Below are 17803 nucleotides of genomic sequence, written 5' to 3'. Positions count from 1 at the left end.
GCCGCCCGGGATCTCAGGCTGCCGCGCCCTCCAACGTGGACTGTACGGGATGGCGGCGAAGCACCGCCTCCACGACATCGGGTCGATCCACTGGGACAAAGACCCGCGGCGCGTAGGCGATGATCTCGACGAAGCAGCCGACAGCGAGCAGGGCGTCACGGTCCGTGCGGCCGCCGACTACCTCCAGCCGCCAGCGGTCCATGACACGCGACCGCTTCAGCCACAGTCCGTCCGAGAGGGCGAGCTGCACGTTGCGGTCCAGCACAGCCGCCGCCGTGCGACCGCCGTCGGCCCAGACGTCACCGACCGCCGTCAAGCCAAGCGCCGACTTCAGGCTGGCGGCCTGAACCTCGTCCAACACGCGCCCCAGCCAACGCCGACCGTCGGGCGCCCGCACCCGGCGCACTGAACATCCCTTGGACGGCAGCTTTCCCCAGATCGGCAGCAGCAGGCCGGTCGCCAAGGTCAGGTGCCGCGTCCGCCACGGATCGGTTGCGGCGACCTCGGCGTCCCAGACGGCGCGCCATGCGGCCTCGTCGGTCTCGGCCCAGGCCGATTCCGCAAAGACCTTTTCCGGCGTCACCTGATGCTGGTCGGGCCGCAACAAGCGGACAGCGGGCACCAGCCGGTCGTCATCGGTCGTGGTGGTCAGGCCGAGTTCGGCCAGGGCGGCGCGCCCCGAACGCGCGTTGACCACGAGGCGGAAGGCTGAGCCCTCGGCGCCGTTCAGCGCCGCGTGCGAGCTGACGATCTCGCGCTTGACCTTCAGCTCGAAGGTGACCAGCGCCGTTTCGGCTCCGGTGGACACATCCGTTCGGATCACCTCCTCCGCCACGACGGCCAGCTCCTCAGCTTCGATATCCTCCAGCCCGCGATCCAGATCGCCCGAGGCGGCGGCGCGTTCGAGGATGCCCGACAGGATGGCGTCGAACTCGGCGAACAAAGCATTCTGGTCGGCGATGCGCAGGGCGAGCAGACGATTCAGGAAGGTGTGGATCGGCGGCAGATCGTCCGACGGCTTCAGCGCTCCGTCGGCGTCGCGCAGTCTCAGGCCGGTCTTCGTCTCGAAATCCTCCAGGGTCATGGACGACAGCTCGCCGAAGCCGAGGGCGCCGTAGAAGACCAGCAAGGCCCGGCGAGCCCAGGGGCTCTCGAGATTGTCCTCGGCGCGGAAGAGGCCGGCCCCGGCCGTACGACGTTCGCCGCGCGTCAGGGCGCCCAGGGAGTCCAGCCGACGGGCGATGGTGGAGGTGAAGCGCTTCTCTCCATGGATATCGGTCGTCACCGGCCGGAACAGGGGCGGGCAGGCCTGATGGGTCCTGTGGCTGCGGCCAAGCCCCTGGATGGCGGTGTCGGCCCGCCAGCCGGGTTCAACCAGATAGTGGGCACGACGTTGCTGGTTCTGGGCCGACAGGTCGGCATGATAGCTGCGGCCCGTTCCCCCGGCGTCGGAGAAGACCAGGATGCGTTTGCGACCGGACATGAAGGCGTCGGTCTCCGAGCGCGCGGCCGAGGCGCCGCGCCGCTCGACCAGCCGGCGACCGTCGCGCGCCACAACCCGCCGCGCCCGTCCGGTGATCTCGGCGACGGCGTCCGTGCCGAAGGTCTCCAGCAGGGCGTCCAGCACACCGGGGACGGCCGGCAGCAAGGCCATCCGCTCGATCAGATCCTCGCGACGCCGCAGGGCGTCCTGGCTGACGGCCGGCCGCCCGTCCACCATGACCGGAACCAGTGTGACGGCGCCATCCTCGCTCTCGATCGCTTCCATCAAGTTCACCGGGAAGGCCTCGCGTAGATAGTCGAGCACATACTCGCGCGGGGTCAGGTCGATGGAGAGGTTGTTCCACTCCTCCGGCGGGATGGAGGCCAGCCGGCGCTCCATCACCGCTTCGTTCGTGGAAACGATCTGGACCACGGCGGAACGCCCTTCGGCCAGATCGGCGCGGATCGCGGCCGCCACGGTCGGCGCCTTCAGTCCCGCGAGAAGGTGACCGAAGAAGCGCAGCTTGGCGCCCTCGAAGGCGGAATGGACGGCCGAGGCGGCCAGGCCGCTCTTCGCCTTGCCTTCCTGATCGTTGAAGCCTGTGGCCTTTAACGCCTCGGCCAGGTTGGCGTGGATCAGCTGGAAGGCGTCGGCCCAAGCGTCCCAGATGCCGATGTCGTCTGCCGTGAGAGCATGGAACAGCGGTTCGTATTCGACGCCCTCGAATGAGAGCGATCGCGCCACATAGAGGCCGAGCGCCTTGAGCTCGCGCGCCACAAGCTCCATGGCCGCCACCCCGCCCTTGTCCATGGCGTCGAGGAAGTCGTCACGAGTGACGAAGGGTGCCTCCGGCCCTCCCCACAGGCCCAGACGTGAGGCATAGGCCAGGTTCTCGGCCGTCGTGGCCCCGGTCGCCGAGACATAGAGGACACGGGCGTTTGGCAGCCGATTCTGAAGCGCGAGCCCCGCCATCCCCTGGAGCGACGCCTTCTTCGTCCCCCGCGCGCCCTTTCCGCCGCCTGCGGCGTTGGCCATGGCGTGCGCCTCGTCGAAGGCGATGATCCCGTCGAAGTCCTCGCCCAGCCAGGTGACGATCTGATCGAGCCGTGACGCCTTCTGGCCCCGCGCCGGCTGGCGCAGGGTCGCGTAGGTGGTGAAGACGATTCCCCGGTCGAGCCGGACGCCTTCACCCAGCTTCCAGCTGTTCAGCGGCACGAGATCGTGTGCGCCGCCGCCGATCGCGCTCCAGTCCCGTCGCGCGTCATCCAGCAGGGCGTCGTTCTTTGACAGCCACAGCGCCTTGGTGCGGCCCTGGGCCATGTTGTCGGCGATGACGGCCGCGATCTCCCGGCCCTTGCCGCAGCCGGTGCCATCGCCGAGGAAGAAGCCCCGCCGCAGCTGGACCGCGCCCTCGGCCTCTTCCCGCGACAGGCACAGCCGGTGAGCCGCGTCTCCCGGCGTCCACCAGGCCGGCAGGAGTCCGGCGTGGGCCTCGCCCGCGTAGATGACGGTCTCCAGCTGGGCGTCGGAGATCCGGCCCTCGTCGCGCACTGCGGGCGGCAGGACCGGTCGGTAGGACGGCGCGGGCGGGGCGACCGAGGCCATAGGACCGGACTCGACCAGGGGCGACGGATGCGGCTTCACCTCGGCAAGGGTGATCCGGGCAAGCCGGTGCGCCTGATAGAGGCCGACGTCGCGACCCTCGCCGCTCCAGGGCAGGGTCTCGTAGTCGATCGGTGAAGCGCCCGCGAGGAAGCCGAGACGTCCAGACGGCAGGGCCAGCGACCGGTCGCGCGGCGCCAGCAGTGTCTGGGCCGCGAGCTCGAGCCGAACCCGAGGCTTGGCGGTCGCACGCTCCGGCACGGCGGCGGCCAGGGTGGCGCAGGCGGCGAGGTCCTCGCCGTTCGCGAGCGCCGTGATTTCTGCGCCGCCCTCCCGCCGGTCAACGACCAGCAGCCCCGTCTCCACACTGGTGCCGTGTCTGGCGAAGGCGCGGGGCGGGAAGCCGATACGGGCGACGACGCGCGCCCTTTCGCTCATCCGCCGCATCAGACCCTAGTCGGCCAGGGCGGTCATAGGAACGACGGCGGCCAGGCGTCCGCCATCGGCCAAGCCCGTAAAGGCCGCAGTCAGATGCGCCTCGAGGTCGGTGAAGGGCGGGTTACAGACCGCGACGTCGAACCCCCCGGCGCCCGGCAACAGATCCTGGACGTGGCGCCCGTCCACGCGAGACCGCGCAGCCGAGCCGAACAGACCATCGAGCAGCTCGGCGCGGCCATCGGCCAGCTCGTTCAGCGTCAGAACGCCGCCGCAGGCCTCGGCCACGACGGCGATCAGGCCCGTGCCCGCCGAGGGTTCCAGCACCCTGTCGCCGGGTCGGACCTGGGCGGCCAGCACGACGAGCGCCGCGAGTTCCGGCGGCGTGGAGAATTGGTCCAGTGCGACCTGATCCTCGCTCCGTCGGCTATGAGTCAGACCCAGGCCCCCGACCGTCGCCAGGAGGGCGGTGATGCCTGCCGGCGCGTCCTCGAGCCGCGCGACCTGGGGGGCCAGCCGCCGGATCTGCAGCACAGTCGCCGCCTCGATGGCCTCATAGGCGTCCCGCCAGCTCCACAGTCCCTCGGCGTCCGACCCGCCGAAGGCTGTGGTCATGACGCTGGAGACCAGTTTGCGATCCAGCGGGCGGGAGCGGGCCAGGTTGGCCGCAAGCGCCCGGGCGGCGGCCAGAAGGTTGGCGCCTCGGTCGCAAGCGCGCGGCGCGGCGAACAGTGAGAAGCTGGCGGCCCGATGGAGCGTCTGGACGGCGGTCATGGGATGGGCTCCGGTCGCCCGGAGCGGCGGGCTCATCCCTCCAGTCCTCCAGGCTCGCCCCGGCCACCCTTCCTCCAGCTCCCATGACGAAGGCCCGCCACGACGATGTCGCGACGGGCCTCTCCCGCTCCGAGCCGGATCAGGCGGCCGTGTCGAGCGCCGCCTCGCCTTCGGGTGTCACCTCAAAGGCGCCGACGCCGTCGTAAGGCTCACTTCCGTTGTCCCCGGTCGCGTCACCATCCGCGTGGTCGACCTCCGACGCCGCAATCGCGTTGACCTCTGGCGGCGTGGTCCAGGACAGGCTCGCCGGTGCCCATCCCTTTTCGGCGGCGTTCTCCTCGACCCAAGGAATCAGGTCGGCCTTCTTCAGGAGCGCCGCTCTGACGTCGGGACGGTCCATCTCTTCCAACATCTTCAGGAGGAGAGTCTTGGAATGCGGCTTCAGGAACTCGACGTCAGGGGTCCAGTGGAGGGTGATGTCCGCGCCGCAAAGCGCGGCGATTTCGGCGGCTTCGGCCCGGGCCGACTTGCGGATCAGGGTCGTCCGCTCCTCCCGGATGTCGAGCGTCAGGGCGGTGAGCTCGGCGAGAAGGCCCATCTTGTCGCCATGGGCGAGGCCATGCACCCAGCCGATTACGGTCTGACCCGACGCCTCCCAGGCGGCACGCCGGTCGTCGAGCCTCTGACGGACGTCGCCGTCCAGCGCCTCGATGACGCGACCGCCCGCCGGCTTGAAGGCCGATGCGGTCAGGGCGAGCGCGGACTCCGACCGCTGTCCTAGGGTCCTGACGACGAGCTGGCTGAACAGGCGGGCGATCAGCGCCGTAAAGGCGACGCCGGGGTCGTCGGCCAGGGCGCGAATCAGGCCGCGGGTCGCCACGTCCGTGCGCACCGCATGAAGCGCATGGTTCACGCCTTCAGTCTCGACCTCGGGCGTATCGACCTCGGGCGGACGGTGGGTCTGAGCTGCGGCGGTGCTTGATGGAGAGACGGCAGCTTGATCGTCCGCCTCGCCCTCGATGTCCGGCTCAACGGGGGTGAAGCATCGGACTTCGATGCCGGTGCGCACCACAGGACGCAGGACCAAGGTCGTCGCCACACGGCCGTTCCACCCAGCCTGATCCATGGCCAGGCGGGCACGGATCATGACGTCGAGCGCTGCATCTACGGCCTCGGCGTCGGTCGTTTGGGTGAGAACCTCCTCGACGGTTTCGACGGCGGCGTTGAAGGCGTCGCGCTTGTCGCGATAGTCCGCCATCTCCGCGGCCGGCAGCATGCCGCCATAGACATAGCCGGCGGCTTCAAGATCGTCCGGCAGGTCCGGTTCGGGACCCGCGGTGACGTGGACCGCCAGGCCTTCGGCCTCGTAGACGAGAGCAATCTCGCGAACGCGTCTGGTCCAGGCTTCGGTGAGAATGGCCGGGTCCAGCAGCACCGGTGGCAGTTCCCCAAAGAGGTCGTTTTCGGTGCGCCCGCCGGCCAGGGCGTAGCGCTCCGGACCAATGAGCGCGCAGCGGGCGTCGCGCGCGGTGACACGTCCTTCGTCGAGTTTTTCGGTTACGCGCCAGTCCTGGAAGCCGTGGCCCTCAAGGGTCATCCTGGCGAGCTCCGCCTGTTCATCCGAATCAGAAAGCCGCGCGAGCAAACGCGCCTGCCGCAGGTTCAGCCGCCCGAGCCGCAGCGCCTGAAGCGCGACATCCGGCAGGGCCGAAAGCGCCGCCAGACGTTTGACGTCGATCTCCGCATAGCCGAGCGCCCTGGCGATGGCGGGCACGCCGAGCTTGCCCTTCAGCATCCGGCCGATCGCCGCGATGATGTCGGCGACATGGATCGGCACAGCCGTGTTGGTCAGCAGGACAGCGGCGGCCTGGCGAGCCGGATCGGTTTCGACGAAGACGTCGACGAGGAAGCCGTCATCGATACGGCCCTGTTCGACCAGCAGACGAAGCGCCATCAGGCGCCGACGCCCGTCGAGCGCCATGTGGGGCGCCTCCTTCTTCCGACCGGGTCGCACGGTCAGAGGCTGCAGCTGACCGGCGGCGAACAGGGTCTCAGCGAGCAGCGAAATCTCATCGTCGGGAGGCTCGCCGTAGCGAAGGTTCTCCGGGGCGATATCGAGGTCACGCAGTGGGACCAGCGGGCGGTTGCGCGTCGACGCGACCTGGAAGGGGGTCGCGACGACGGCTACGGCGGTGGAACGGCTCATAAGATGTCTCCTGCCGACGACGGGGCCCATCCCCGCCTTTCCGGCGCCCGGCCATCCCCTTCCTTTCTCTCCGCCTGATCGCCCTGAAGCGCCTCGTTCCAGTCGCTCCACGGGGCTGGTGGGAAGGCGAGCATCGCCTCGACGCCATCAGCCTCCAGTCGCTTCGCCAATCGCATCGCCGCCGTCTCGCCGGCTGCGCCGCGATCCCCTGCGATCACGACTGCAGCGACGTTGTCTGGAGCCCGCCACCGCGAGAGGTTTCCGGCCGACAGAAGCGCCCAGCCCGGCAGGTCGAAGCGGATCATGGCTGAGAGGGTGGTGACGACACCCTCCCCCACCAGCATCCGTGCCGCAGGTGCGCGCAGGCGGACGGCCGACCCAGGCGGAACCTGGCCCACGGTCTTGCGGGGCACTCTGAGCCCCGCCGCGACTTGGCCGTTGGGGGAGAGGTAAGTCAGTTCGACGGCGGTAAGTTCGCCCGAGGGCGCACGGATCCCCGCCATCATCGCGCGCCCGGTTCGGCGGCCTGGCCGATAAACGGAGAACGGCGCGCACGGATGTTCGAGGAGGTCATCGACGCCAGCCCGCCAGATCACGCCGCGTCCCGTAAGGTGACGCCCGACCAGGCCGGTTTCGACCGGCCGGTTTCCGTCCTGCCAGAGTGAATACGCGACGGCCCGTCGCCGGGGATGATCGATCACCGTCTCGACCGGCGTCAGGACAACGCCCTGGAGGCGGCCGTCGCGGTCGATCAGGCCCCGGCGCCGGAGATCGTCCCGCACCTCCCGCCATTCCGCCGCGCCGAAGGTGTGGATGACGACGCGGCCGGCGCTCAGGAGCAGGGAGACCGACCGGTCGGCCTTCCCGTGCCCAGGCGCCGGCACATTGGCGCGAAGGCCGTTCTGGTAAAGCTCTCCTCCGAGGGCCGCGACAATCCCGCGGAGGCTCATCGAAAATGTCCGAGCGCGCGCAAGCTGGCCGTACCGTCTCGTCCGATGACAAGATGATCGTGAACCTGAATCTCGAAGAGCTTCGCGGCCTCCACAATCTTGCGCGTCATCTCGATGTCGGCGCGCGACGGCTCTGGATCCCCAGACGGGTGATTGTGGACGAGGATGATGGCTGCGGCCGAAACCTCCAGAGCCCGGCGAACAACCTCGCGCGGGTAGACGGGCGCGTGGTCGATCGTGCCATGGGCCACAAGTTCGTCGCGAAGGAGCCTGTTGCGTTTATCGAGGAACAGGGTGCGGAACTGTTCACGGGGCTCCTCGGCTAGGGCGACGCGAACATAGGCAAGGAGCGCCGACCAGCTTGTGATCACCGGTCGTCTGGAGGCTTCGGCCCGGACCAGACGTTCGCTCAGAATGCGCAACAGCTTAAGGTCGGTCAGGGCCATCGCGCCCAGCCCGCTGACGCGCGCAAGCTCCGGCACGTCGGCCGAGGCGATGGCGGCCAAGTCGCCAAAGCGATCGAAAAGGGCCTCGACAGCAGGACCAGACGCCTGGCTCTGGTGCCGCCCCAGCAGGAGCGCCAGCAAGGCCCGATCGTCGAGACTTGGGAGCGATCCCGTGTTGGCGGCAAGCCCGGCCACATGGATCGCGGGTTCGAGGTCAGGAAGCGGACGCATGACGGTATCCAGCTGGGCTCCCAATCGGAGCCCTCACGACCACCCTTCCTTTCTTCCTAGGCGCGCTTCCTGACCCGACCGGATCGGCTCAGACTGCCCCGATGAAATGGTGGCTGATCCTTCCCGTCCTCGCCCCGCCTGCGATCGCCCACGCCGATCCGTGCGAAGGTCGGCTGCCCGATCGGGCGGGGCAGTCGTTTGCAGGGCAGGTCCGTTACATCGGCGACGGTGATGGGCTCTGCGTCGGCGACAGGGCGGACCCGGCGACTTGGGTGGAGGTCCGACTGGCCGACTTCGATGCGCCCGAGCTCAACGCCTCAGGCGGCCGGGCGGCGCGAGATCAGCTGCGCCGGCTGGTCCTGGGGCGGCGAGTGGACTGTGTGGCGACACGCGGCCGCAGCGGTCGGGTGATCGTCCATGACCGAGTGATCGCCACCTGCTGGTCGAATGGCCGCCGCGTCGGCGACCTCATGCGTGCCGCGGGCGTGCGCGAAGGCGGAAACTAGGCGAGTCTGGCTCAGGACCAGAACACCTCCACAGTCGCCGGCAGTCCGTTCATCGTCAGCACGCGCGCGAACGCCGTCGCCCAGGCCTGATTGCGATCCAGCGAGGCCTGGCGGTCGGGATTGAAGACCATTCCCCCGCTTCGGTAGTGACGATCTCCAAGCCCGGTTTGGACCAGCCACCGGGCAAAGCCGCGCCGGGCGTCGGGCACGCGCACGCTCGCCGATCCGAACGCGCCCTCATGGACGATCTCGCCGCCCTGGATGAACATCGGTGTCGGCACGGCGCTCGCGGCGGCGCGTTGTCCCGCCTCATTCGCCCACGCATACAGCTGAGACCAGTCCAGGGCCGTGCGAGGTCCCGGCGGGAGAATCGGGGGCGAATTCATCAAGGGATGATCGCCGCCCTTCTTCGCCGGGAACACCGTGCTGAGCGACGGCAGGGCGCCCGGCCGCAGCATCCACCCCGACCGCACGGAGACGGACCGGCCTGTCCGCCCCCGAACAACAAGATGGAGGTTGAACCGGATTCCGTAGCCTCCCTCCCATGTCTGATACTCCAGATCTTCGGGCGATACGGTCAGCAAGCCCTCGTACAGCTGGGCCGCCAGGAAACGCCAGTCGTCCGGGTCCAGTCCGATCTCCTTGACGAGGAAGGCCCCCTTCGGCGCGCCTTTCACGGAGTCCGGATTGAAAAGATAGCCGGTGAACTTCCCCTCGGGCATCAGGCCCTCGAGGATGTCGCCGGGGGCGCCGACGATGTCGAACGCGAACTCATGGTCACCGCTACCAAGCTCCGGCAGCCGGGAGATGGCGTCGAGCAGGCGGTGTTCCACGCGGCCGGCGTGCTTGCGGGCCAGGCGCTCACCGGCGAGGCCGCCGCGCTCCGACACCGTCGTTGCCGGCAGGCCGGGCCCCTGCTCGGCAAGCCATCCGAACGGTTTCCAGATCAATCCATGAGGTTCAAACCGGTCCGCCCCTTCGAGCGCCCAATCCGGATCGCCCTCGACGCTGAGATCCTGAACGATCGCGCCATCCATCACGGATGCGCCATGGATCAGCCCCTTCATGAAGGCCCCTCGATGCACCGGATTGCCTCGGTCGATCTCGAAAGCCCCGACGTAGCCTGGCGTGGACTTGAGACGATCATCGATACTCTGACGAACCGCCGGGATCAGACCCGAGAGGGTGACGCATTCTCCGGTATGCCGCCGGAAGATCTCGCTCCCCCGATCAGGATCGAGCGTGCTCCACCCCGCTGCAAGCGAGTCGATCCAGTCCCAGACGAGATACTTATAGGTGTCGACATCATGGGACAGGGTGCGCCCGCCGCCTCGCCGATAGGCGCGTACGGCGGTGGTGCGTTCGGCCGCTGCGGGCAGCATCGGAAGACCCACCCTGACCTGGCAGCAGGTACGTCCCTCGGGATCGGCCTCGCTCAAGGCGTCCAGAACCTGCCCGGTGAACCATGCCAGTTGAGGTTCGGGCACGCCTTCCACGCTGTTGTCGAACAGGAAGGCGCAGGGCTCGGCGCCAACCTCACCCTCGACGTCATCTCGGCCGTCGCTCCGGTCCATCACGTTCCTGATCCGCCTTTGCCGCTTAGTTCCCGGCGGCTTAGGTCGGCTACGTCCGCACGCTCCCGCCTCTCGCCGTCCGGTGAGCGTGACGGTGTGCCGTCCGGGCCGCCTCTTCAAGCCACGGGGCCCGACCCTGAGAGAATATAGTTTCAAAAGCCAGATGGCGGTCCGTCCCGTACCGACTGAAGTCCCGACTATACCCAGCGCTGGGACGCCAGGATGCGGCAGGACTTGCCCGAAAGTCGCCCCAAACCGCTCTTCCCTTGAAGGATCGATGATCTCCGAAGGGTTGATCGCCATGCCTCAGGCTCGCCTCGCCAGTCTCGCCGCCGCCGTTCTGGTCGCGCTCCAAGCCGCCACCCAGACGTTCGCCTGGCTTTACCGCTATCACCCGGCCCTCGGGTCCGCCCTCCGGATGGACGAAACGGGGGTCTACTGGCCCTGGATGATCCTTGTCTGGCGCCAGCGGTTCGGTGAGGCCGACGCCGACGCCTTCGCCCTGCCGCTCTCGGTCTTCACGGTGGTGATGGCCTCCGCGATGGGCGCCACGCTTCTGTTCGACGGCGGCTCCGTGAAACGGACGCGAGGCTGGGGCGGGCTCGCTCAAGCCGATCACGCAGGGCTCAGGCACAACGCCGGCTGCGTCCTGGGTCGTCTCAAAGGCCGGCTTCTGGCGACAACGGACCTGCGTCCGACCCTGGTTACGGGCGGGACGCGATCCGGTAAGGGGCGAGGACATGTCGTGCCGACCCTGTTGAGCTGGACCGACAGCGTTCTCGTGCACGATCCCAAGCGCGAACTCTGGCGAGTGACGGCGGGCTGGCGCGCCGAACACAGCCACGCCCTTTACTTCAATCCGCGCGATCCTGCCTCTACTCGCTTCAATCCGCTGGCCGAGATCCGGCCCGGACCGCAGGAGCTGGCCCAGGTCCAGCGGCTTGTCGCCATCCTCAGCGATCCCGGCGGCGCCCGGGATGACGAAGCCATCTGGGACAAGGCCGCCTCGGAAATCCTCGAAGCCGTCATCCTCCATGTTCTCTACACCGCGCCGGACGCCGAGAAGACGCTGCTGACCGTCCGGACGATGTTGGCCGATCTGGACGCCGGCGCCGAGGTCATGGTCCGGACGCTTCATCGCCTCGGACCGGATGGCGCGCCCGAGGTTCACCCTTTCATCGCCACGGCGGTGAAGGGCTACGCTGCGATGCACGACCGCTTCCGGACCTCGGTGCAGGGCACAGCGCGCAGCTATCTCAAATGGCTGGCCGGCGATGATCTGGTCCACGCGCTGTCGGCGTCGGATTTCGCACTCGGAGACCTGATGTGCGCCGAAGCGCCCGTCTCCCTCTATGTCCAGGTCGCGCCGGCGGACGCCGTCGCGCTGCGGCCGGTTATACGCATTCTCTTCTACGCTGCCGCTCAGGCCCTGACCGCAGACGAGAGATCCGATAACGCGGGGCGCGAGAAACGCCGCCATCTGCTGATGGTGATGGACGAATTCCCGCTGCTCGGCCGCCTCGCCTTCTTCGAGAAATCTCTCCGCCTGATGAGCGGCTATGGGATCAAGACCCTGTTCGTCGCCCAATCGCTCAACGACATCGTCGAGACCTACGGGGCCAACAACACCATCCTCGACAACTGTCATGTCTACACGGCTTTCAGCGCGCTTGATCCACTGACGCAGGACAAGGTCTCCAAACTCACCGGCACGGTGCTCGAGAGAAAGATCAGCCGAAGCGGGCCGGCCGGTCTGGGCGCGGGGCGCAGCTCCGTGTCGCGATCGGAGGTCGAACGGCCTTTGCTGGAGCCCGGCGAGATCCGCGCTCTCCCCGAGGACGTGCAGCTGACATTCGCCGCCGGCCACCGCCCCCTCCGGACGCAGAAGGTGCGCTACGATCGGGAAAGGCCCTTTCGGGATCGGGCGGATCGCCCGCCACCCGATCAGGCGACCTCCATCGATACCCCTGGCGCGCCGCTTCATCCCTGGGCCGGGCGTCGGGGCCTAGGTGAAGATCCGGAAGCCGCCTTGCCGCTGTTCAAGGAGGTGGAGGCGGCGATCCATGATCGACGGGTCGCCGCGAAGGCGGCCGAGACCTACGAGCGGATCTCCACCGCCTTCGCCGCCGAGCAGGCGGTGCTCGATGGACTTCAAGGCGGCGCCGATGCCCGGTCGTGAGTCGGCGGCGACGCGCATCCAGGTTTATGTCACCGATCCCCGTATCGTCGCGGCCCTGAAACGCGAAGCGCGGTCGGCCAACATTCCCATCAGTCAGGCGGCCGGCCGTTCGCTCGCCAAGGGCCTTGCCAGAAGTCTTCCGGCGGACCCGGACGATCGGCTCCTTCAGCTTGACCGCGCGCTGAGGGATCACATGCGATCCACGGCACGAGACGTGCAGATCATCCAGGAACTGGTCATCGAGGTCGCGCGCGCCTTCTTCATGCGCCTGCCAGACGCCGTCACCGATCAGGATCCCGTCGCCCGAGCGTCGGTCGACCGTCGGATCGAGCAGTTGCTGGATGACACGGCCGCCCGGCTGATCTCCGGAACCAGACCGCCGCGCGACGACGCCCCCTCTGCATCCGCCGGATCCGCGAAATGAGCGTTCACCCGATCGTCGCCGAGCGGAAACTCGAGGCGCTCCGCCACGCGCTCGGGCCCGACGTCCTGGCGGCTCTGATCGATCCTTCGGTGGTGGAAATCCTCGCCAATCCCGACGGACGACTAGTGCTGGATCATGTCGGTTCCGGACGGACTGACACCGGGCGCAGGTTGGAGCCCGAGGCCCGAGAGCGCGTCATACGGCTGATCGCGGATTATGTCGGGGACCCGGTCACCCGCGAGATGCCCCGTCTGTCCGGCGTCCTGCCGGCGACCGGGGAGCGCTTCCAGGGATTTCTCCCGCCGGTCACCGCCGCGCCAGCCTTCTCGATCCGCAAACGCCCCGCCGTCATCTTAAGGCTGGAGGATTATGTCCGCGACGGCGTGATGACGGAAGCCCAGGCTGCAGTCCTGCGGGTCGCTGTTGGGGCGCGCAGAAATCTGCTTATTTCTGGCGGCACAGGGTCGGGCAAGACGACCCTCGCCAACGCCCTTTTGGCGGAGCCGGCGTTTGCTAATGATCGTGTTTTCCTGATCGAAGACACGCCGGAACTTCAGTGCTCGGCTTGGGATCTCGTCGCCACGCTCACTCGCCGCTACCCTGTCTCCATCGGCGTCGTCGATCTGGTGCGCGACGCCCTGCGCATGCGGCCCGATCGGATTGTCGTCGGCGAAATGCGTGAAGGTTCCGCCGCGCTGGAGACCCTCAAGGCCTGGAACACCGGTCATCCTGGAGGCCTCTCGACCATCCACGCCAATTCCGCCCGTGAGGCGCTCTACCGGCTTGAGGATCTCATGGCCGAGGTCGGCCCCTCGGCTCCCCGTCGAGCGATCACGCAGGCGATCGACGTGCTGGTCCATATCACCCGGACGCCCCAAGGGCGGCGGGTCGAAGACATACTCTCCCTGTCTCAGGACTTGACCGGCGCCTATGGCCTGACCAGCCCAGGTGACGGCATCTAGAGGCAGGTCTGCCAGGTCGGTCAGCCAAGTGTCTCTATCGGCCTGTTTGTAAACCTCGAGGCCGGCTGTCAGGCCAGCGTCGCCCGGATTGCGGTGAGGACATCAGCTCCGAGGTTCGGCCGCACGGCCTCATTGGCGGCGAGCATGAGCCGCCCCAGGGACCGGCGGTCTACCATGTCGCGGGCGGCCTGGCGGATAACCGGCGCCGTCAGGATCGGCGTACGCAAGGCGAACTGCGCCCTGTCGGCAAGATGCGACCAATGCGCCGAAACCCGTCCGGCGAGCGTCGCTTCCAGTCGGCGCGCCGTAGTGGACCGCTCCAGCCACTCCCAGATCCGGAAGCTCGCCAACATCAGCAGCGAGGCGTCGGCCGTGGGCGGCCGGACGATCAAGGCCGCCGCCGCCAGGCTCGCGGGCAGGGCGTCGAGGTCCGGCGTGAGCAATCCGTCCCAGCGCCTCACCGTCGGGCCGAGGAGAGCTGTGTCGGGCGCGGCTTCAAGCCGTTCCGCCACGGCGGTGACGTTGAAGACGGGATCGCGGAGCACATTGCCGACGACGAACACCGCGACCGCATCGTCAATCGGGGCCCTGATCCGAGGCTCGGCGAGGTCCACCGGCAGAGCCTCCCAAGGCATGACGTCGCACACCTGATGGATGGCCGCCCCGACATCGTCCAAACCGCCCCGGTCGATGTGGGCGACAATGCGAGCCGCATTGCGCAGGGCGTCGACGAGGTGGTCGATAGAGGAGCCGAGCGCCGCGTCCTCTAGACGGCTGAAGCCGAAGGCGACCTCGAAGGCGGCGATGCGACGGTCGCGCACACGCGCCTGGACCTCAGCCCTGACGCCGATGTCCAGGCCGAGCTGACGCTCGACGGCGGCCGCCTGGTACCAGAGCGCCTCCTTCTGCGGCACGGGCTGCGGCCAATCGGCGTCGATGGCCGCCCCGCTGCAACCGCCGAGTTTCACAGCCACTGCGTCGTCGTCGCCGCCGGCCAGGCGATTGACCATCCAGGCCGCCAGCCCCGCCAGCATCCGGGTCACGAACCCGCCCCGACGAGCCTCGCGGTCGAGCCCGTCCGCCACGCGTGCGGCCGCGATCAAGGTGCGCAGGGCCGCCTCGCGTCGTCCCGTCTCGAACTCGACCTGGGCCTGATCACCCAGCAATCCCGCCTGCATGTCCGTCATCGTCGGGATCAGCGCCGCTTCCGCCGCGGCCTCGCCAAACAGACGAGCGGCCTCTGCCGGGTCGCCCAGCCTGTGAGTGCTCACCGCCAGTTCGCGAAGCATGTGGGCTCGGTCGATTGCGTCTCCAGCCTCCTGTCCGAGGAAGCGTCGCGTTTGTTCCACTACGGCCTCGTGCCGGCCCAGCCGGAAGAATATCTTGATCCGCTCCCGCTGCAGTAGCGGGTTCCCGGGCCAGGACAGTTCCGCGGTCTCCAGAACGGCCAGGGCGTCGTCGTGTCGGTCGGCGTATTCGGACAGAAGGGTCGTCCGGGCGGCAATGCACTGCACCGTGATCTCCGGCCGCGCCCAGCGTTCAGCGATGGCCTGGAGAACGATGTACCGCGCCGCCGCGGCCACGGCATCGAAGCCGTCCGCATCGGCGTCTCGCACCCAGGGTGACTGGATCGCGCTTCTCACGGTCGCGGCCGTATCGTTCAGAGTGGCGAGGTAGCGGTCCCGCACAGCCGGGTCGATGTCGTCCAGAGCGGTGAACAGACCTTCGAGCTCGTCGATGGACTGGAGGTGCGCCGTCCGCCAGGTGAACATAAAGTCGGCGGGCTGTTCGCTGCCGGCGTAGGTCGTCCGCGCCCGCAGTGTGTCGCGGGTCTCGACAGGGAGGCGCAGGTCGAGCCCCTCCATCTCACGCACCAGGCCGAACCAATCGGCGGGCGGCAGCGAAGCGGTGGGACCGCTCAGGACGGTGAACAGCGCCGCCTGGAGAATGTCACCAGGGCGCTTTGATCCTGAAAGCTCTGTGCGCAGTCGGCCCAGAATCCGCCGTATCGTCTTGGCGGGAGAGCGGGCGACCGCGACCTTCAACTGCGCCAGTCGCGCCAGGCAGGCCGCTTCGGGGTCCTGTTTCACCAGGGGCGTCTCGGTGGAGAAGAAGGTCAGGGGCTCGAGATGTTCGAACAGAATGTCGCGGTTCTCATCCTTCACCGTCATGACGAACACCCCGATCGCCTTCAGGGCCTCGACATGATCCGCCACGAGGCCGGACAGGAGCAACTGGGCGACGTGTTCGCCTGGAATGGGGCGACGTGCGAGGAGGTCGTCGCAGATCGCGGCATGGACCGCTGTCTGTTCGGGCGCCGACAGGGTTCGGGAGCCGGCGTCCGCGACCAGAGGCGAGCCCCGGAAGCGTCCGGCGCGAGCGGTCTCGATCCAGGGACCGACGAGGAAGTCCAGGGCGTCGCCCGGCTGGCCGAGCGCGGGCGTCGCGGCGCCGGCGGCGACCGCGAGGCCCCGGTCGAACCCCCCGATCAGAAGCGAGAGGCGGTACAGCAGGGACCGCGGTCGATCGGGAAGATCCTCGATGAGCCGCTCACGCACCGCATCGCGTTCCAGGTCGAGATCCAGCGCCCGATCGCCGGGAAGAATACCCTGCAGATCCTCTCCGGTCGGCCAGCCTCGCGCCTTCAGGCCGGTAATCCGAGCGGCCACGAGTTGGGGGTGCCCGCCGCTCGACAGCCAGACCGATCGCATCCATCGCGCTGCGTCGCCGCCGGCGCGCGCCACGATTTGACCGACCTCGGTCTCCTCGAGCGGCGGAAGGCCGAAGGGCACGACCCCGTTGGAGAGGGAGGGCGGCGGCGGTCGATAGGCGGTCACCACCAGCCCGCCATCGACCTGACGAACGGCCTCTGACAACAGAGCGAACTGCAGGGCGAGGCGGGGCAGGCCGGCGGCGGGAACATCGTCAAGGATGAGACCCCCGAAATCCCGATACTGCGTCGCCTGGCGTGCGAGCCGCAGTCGCTCGGCGACCGCTTCGGGCTTCAGGTCGCGCAGTTCAATGATATACCAGCCCCGGTTCGACATCCGGACGACATCCAGAGCGGCCGTGGTCTTTCCACCGCCGCTGGATGCGTGCAGCCACACGATCGCACCGCCACTCAGGCCGCTCGAGGCCGCCTGGGTGATCGCGGTCCGTTCGATGTGCAGCGGAGACGCCGGAATGACGCGCGCGTCGATGAGGATCTCGCCCAGCCGACTGGTGGCCGACGCGCTCTCGCCAGGGCCCGGTCCCCGCCGGACGGCGGACATCGGCATGCTGACGGAGGTGGCGGCCTCGAACGTCTCCAGGAACTGGGCGCGGGTAAGCTGTCGGGTGTCGGGATCGACGATTCGTCGCATCACGGCATACAGGATTGCGTCGCGCGCTCTGCGTCCATCACTGGGCATCAGCCCCAGTCGGTCCGCCGTCAGCGCCAGGCGGTCTGCGAGGAGTTCGTCGAGCTGCACCAGATCGGGTTGGCCGCCTTCCCATCGCATCCGGCGCAGGAGCTCCTCGCGAATAACTGCATCCGGCTCCTGTTCGAGCCAGGACCGCAGATCTGTGTCGAGGGGCAGGGACAGCAGCAGCGCCTTGAGGCCGGTCAAATCCCGCCCCTCAAGGGCGGCGAGCCGCCATTCGTCCAATCCCTTGGTCGGCGCGGGGAGAGGCCCGCCGCGTTCCCGGCCGAAAGTCGCGGTGGTCATATAGACGGCACGGACCCGGCGGGCGCGATTGGAGTTCCGGAGCCGCCAGAAGCCGTTGATCGTGTCTACAACCCCAGTCGTGCGCAGCGTCGTGGCGGGCCCGGTGGCCACATCCTTGACCTGGGTGAGGGTCAAGGCCTCCGACGTTGCGATTGAGAAGTCGTCCGCGACTTCAAGCAGGAGCACCTCGTCCTCGGCCAACGCGGCCCAGGCCAAGGCCGAGGCGACGATCTGGTAGACATAGCCGCGGATCGAGGCCACGGCTTGGCGCTGCCGTTCCACCTCCGGAATGATGATGTCGGCGAGGTCGTTCATGGGAATCCA

The 17803-nt window shown here is 68.3% G+C and carries 9 protein-coding genes and 1 pseudogene; 4 read left to right on the top strand and 6 right to left on the bottom strand.

The genetic code is table 11. The annotated features are described in order from the left end of the window. Positions 1-13 precede the first annotated feature (13 nt). The 4 genes and pseudogenes from AC3IPP_RS02840 to radC all read right to left on the bottom strand — a co-directional run bounded on the left by AC3IPP_RS02840 (position 14) and on the right by radC (position 8127). Positions 14-4294, bottom strand: a pseudogene (locus AC3IPP_RS02840) (strawberry notch-like NTP hydrolase domain-containing protein). A 139-nt stretch (positions 4295-4433) separates the two neighbouring features. Further along, positions 4434-6500 (bottom strand): ParB/RepB/Spo0J family partition protein, encoded by a 2067-nt coding sequence (locus tag AC3IPP_RS02835; protein WP_489150295.1) that lies wholly within the window; start codon positions 6498-6500, stop codon positions 4434-4436. Continuing rightward, positions 6497-7450 (bottom strand): toprim domain-containing protein, encoded by a 954-nt coding sequence (locus AC3IPP_RS02830; protein WP_489150294.1) that lies wholly within the window; start codon positions 7448-7450, stop codon positions 6497-6499. Before AC3IPP_RS02830 ends, AC3IPP_RS02835 begins: the two co-directional genes overlap by 4 nt. Beyond that, positions 7447-8127: a RadC family protein gene (radC, locus tag AC3IPP_RS02825; RefSeq protein WP_489150293.1), complete on the bottom strand. Its 681-nt coding sequence runs from the start codon at positions 8125-8127 to the stop codon at positions 7447-7449. Before radC ends, AC3IPP_RS02830 begins: the two co-directional genes overlap by 4 nt. 101 nt (positions 8128-8228) lie before the next feature. Here radC and AC3IPP_RS02820 point away from each other — a divergent pair, with 101 nt between their 5' ends. Further along, entirely contained in the window at positions 8229-8633 is a 405-nt protein-coding gene (locus AC3IPP_RS02820; RefSeq protein WP_489150292.1) for a thermonuclease family protein, read from the top strand. Positions 8634-8644: 11 nt separating this feature from the next. Here the strand turns inward: AC3IPP_RS02820 and AC3IPP_RS02815 are convergent, their stop codons facing one another. Further along, complete coding sequence (locus tag AC3IPP_RS02815) at positions 8645-10207, bottom strand: DUF6883 domain-containing protein (RefSeq protein WP_489150291.1); 1563 nt, start codon at positions 10205-10207, stop codon at positions 8645-8647. A gap of 163 nt (positions 10208-10370) precedes the next feature. Here AC3IPP_RS02815 and AC3IPP_RS02810 point away from each other — a divergent pair, with 163 nt between their 5' ends. The 3 genes from AC3IPP_RS02810 to trbB are packed head-to-tail and all read left to right on the top strand — an operon-like array spanning position 10371 to position 13772. Then, positions 10371-12386 carry a type IV secretory system conjugative DNA transfer family protein gene (locus tag AC3IPP_RS02810; RefSeq protein ID WP_489177434.1) on the top strand — a complete coding sequence of 672 codons (2016 nt, stop codon included), beginning with the start codon at positions 10371-10373 and terminating at the stop codon, positions 12384-12386. Continuing rightward, positions 12352-12810: a hypothetical protein gene (locus AC3IPP_RS02805; RefSeq protein ID WP_489150290.1), complete on the top strand. Its 459-nt coding sequence runs from the start codon at positions 12352-12354 to the stop codon at positions 12808-12810. The genes AC3IPP_RS02810 and AC3IPP_RS02805 overlap by 35 nt, the downstream gene beginning before the upstream one ends. Then, entirely contained in the window at positions 12807-13772 is a 966-nt protein-coding gene (gene trbB, locus AC3IPP_RS02800; RefSeq protein ID WP_489150289.1) for a P-type conjugative transfer ATPase TrbB, read from the top strand. Before AC3IPP_RS02805 ends, trbB begins: the two co-directional genes overlap by 4 nt. A 68-nt stretch (positions 13773-13840) precedes the next feature. Here the strand turns inward: trbB and AC3IPP_RS02795 are convergent, their stop codons facing one another. Then, positions 13841-17794, bottom strand: coding sequence for a hypothetical protein (locus AC3IPP_RS02795; RefSeq protein WP_489150288.1), 3954 nt, complete (start codon positions 17792-17794; stop codon positions 13841-13843). Positions 17795-17803: the final 9 nt, after the last annotated feature.

Source organism: Brevundimonas sp. KH_060 (assembly GCF_057838275.1).
The sequence above is the reverse complement of the archived record's forward strand: the minus strand, read 5'-3'. Positions and strand labels throughout refer to the sequence as shown.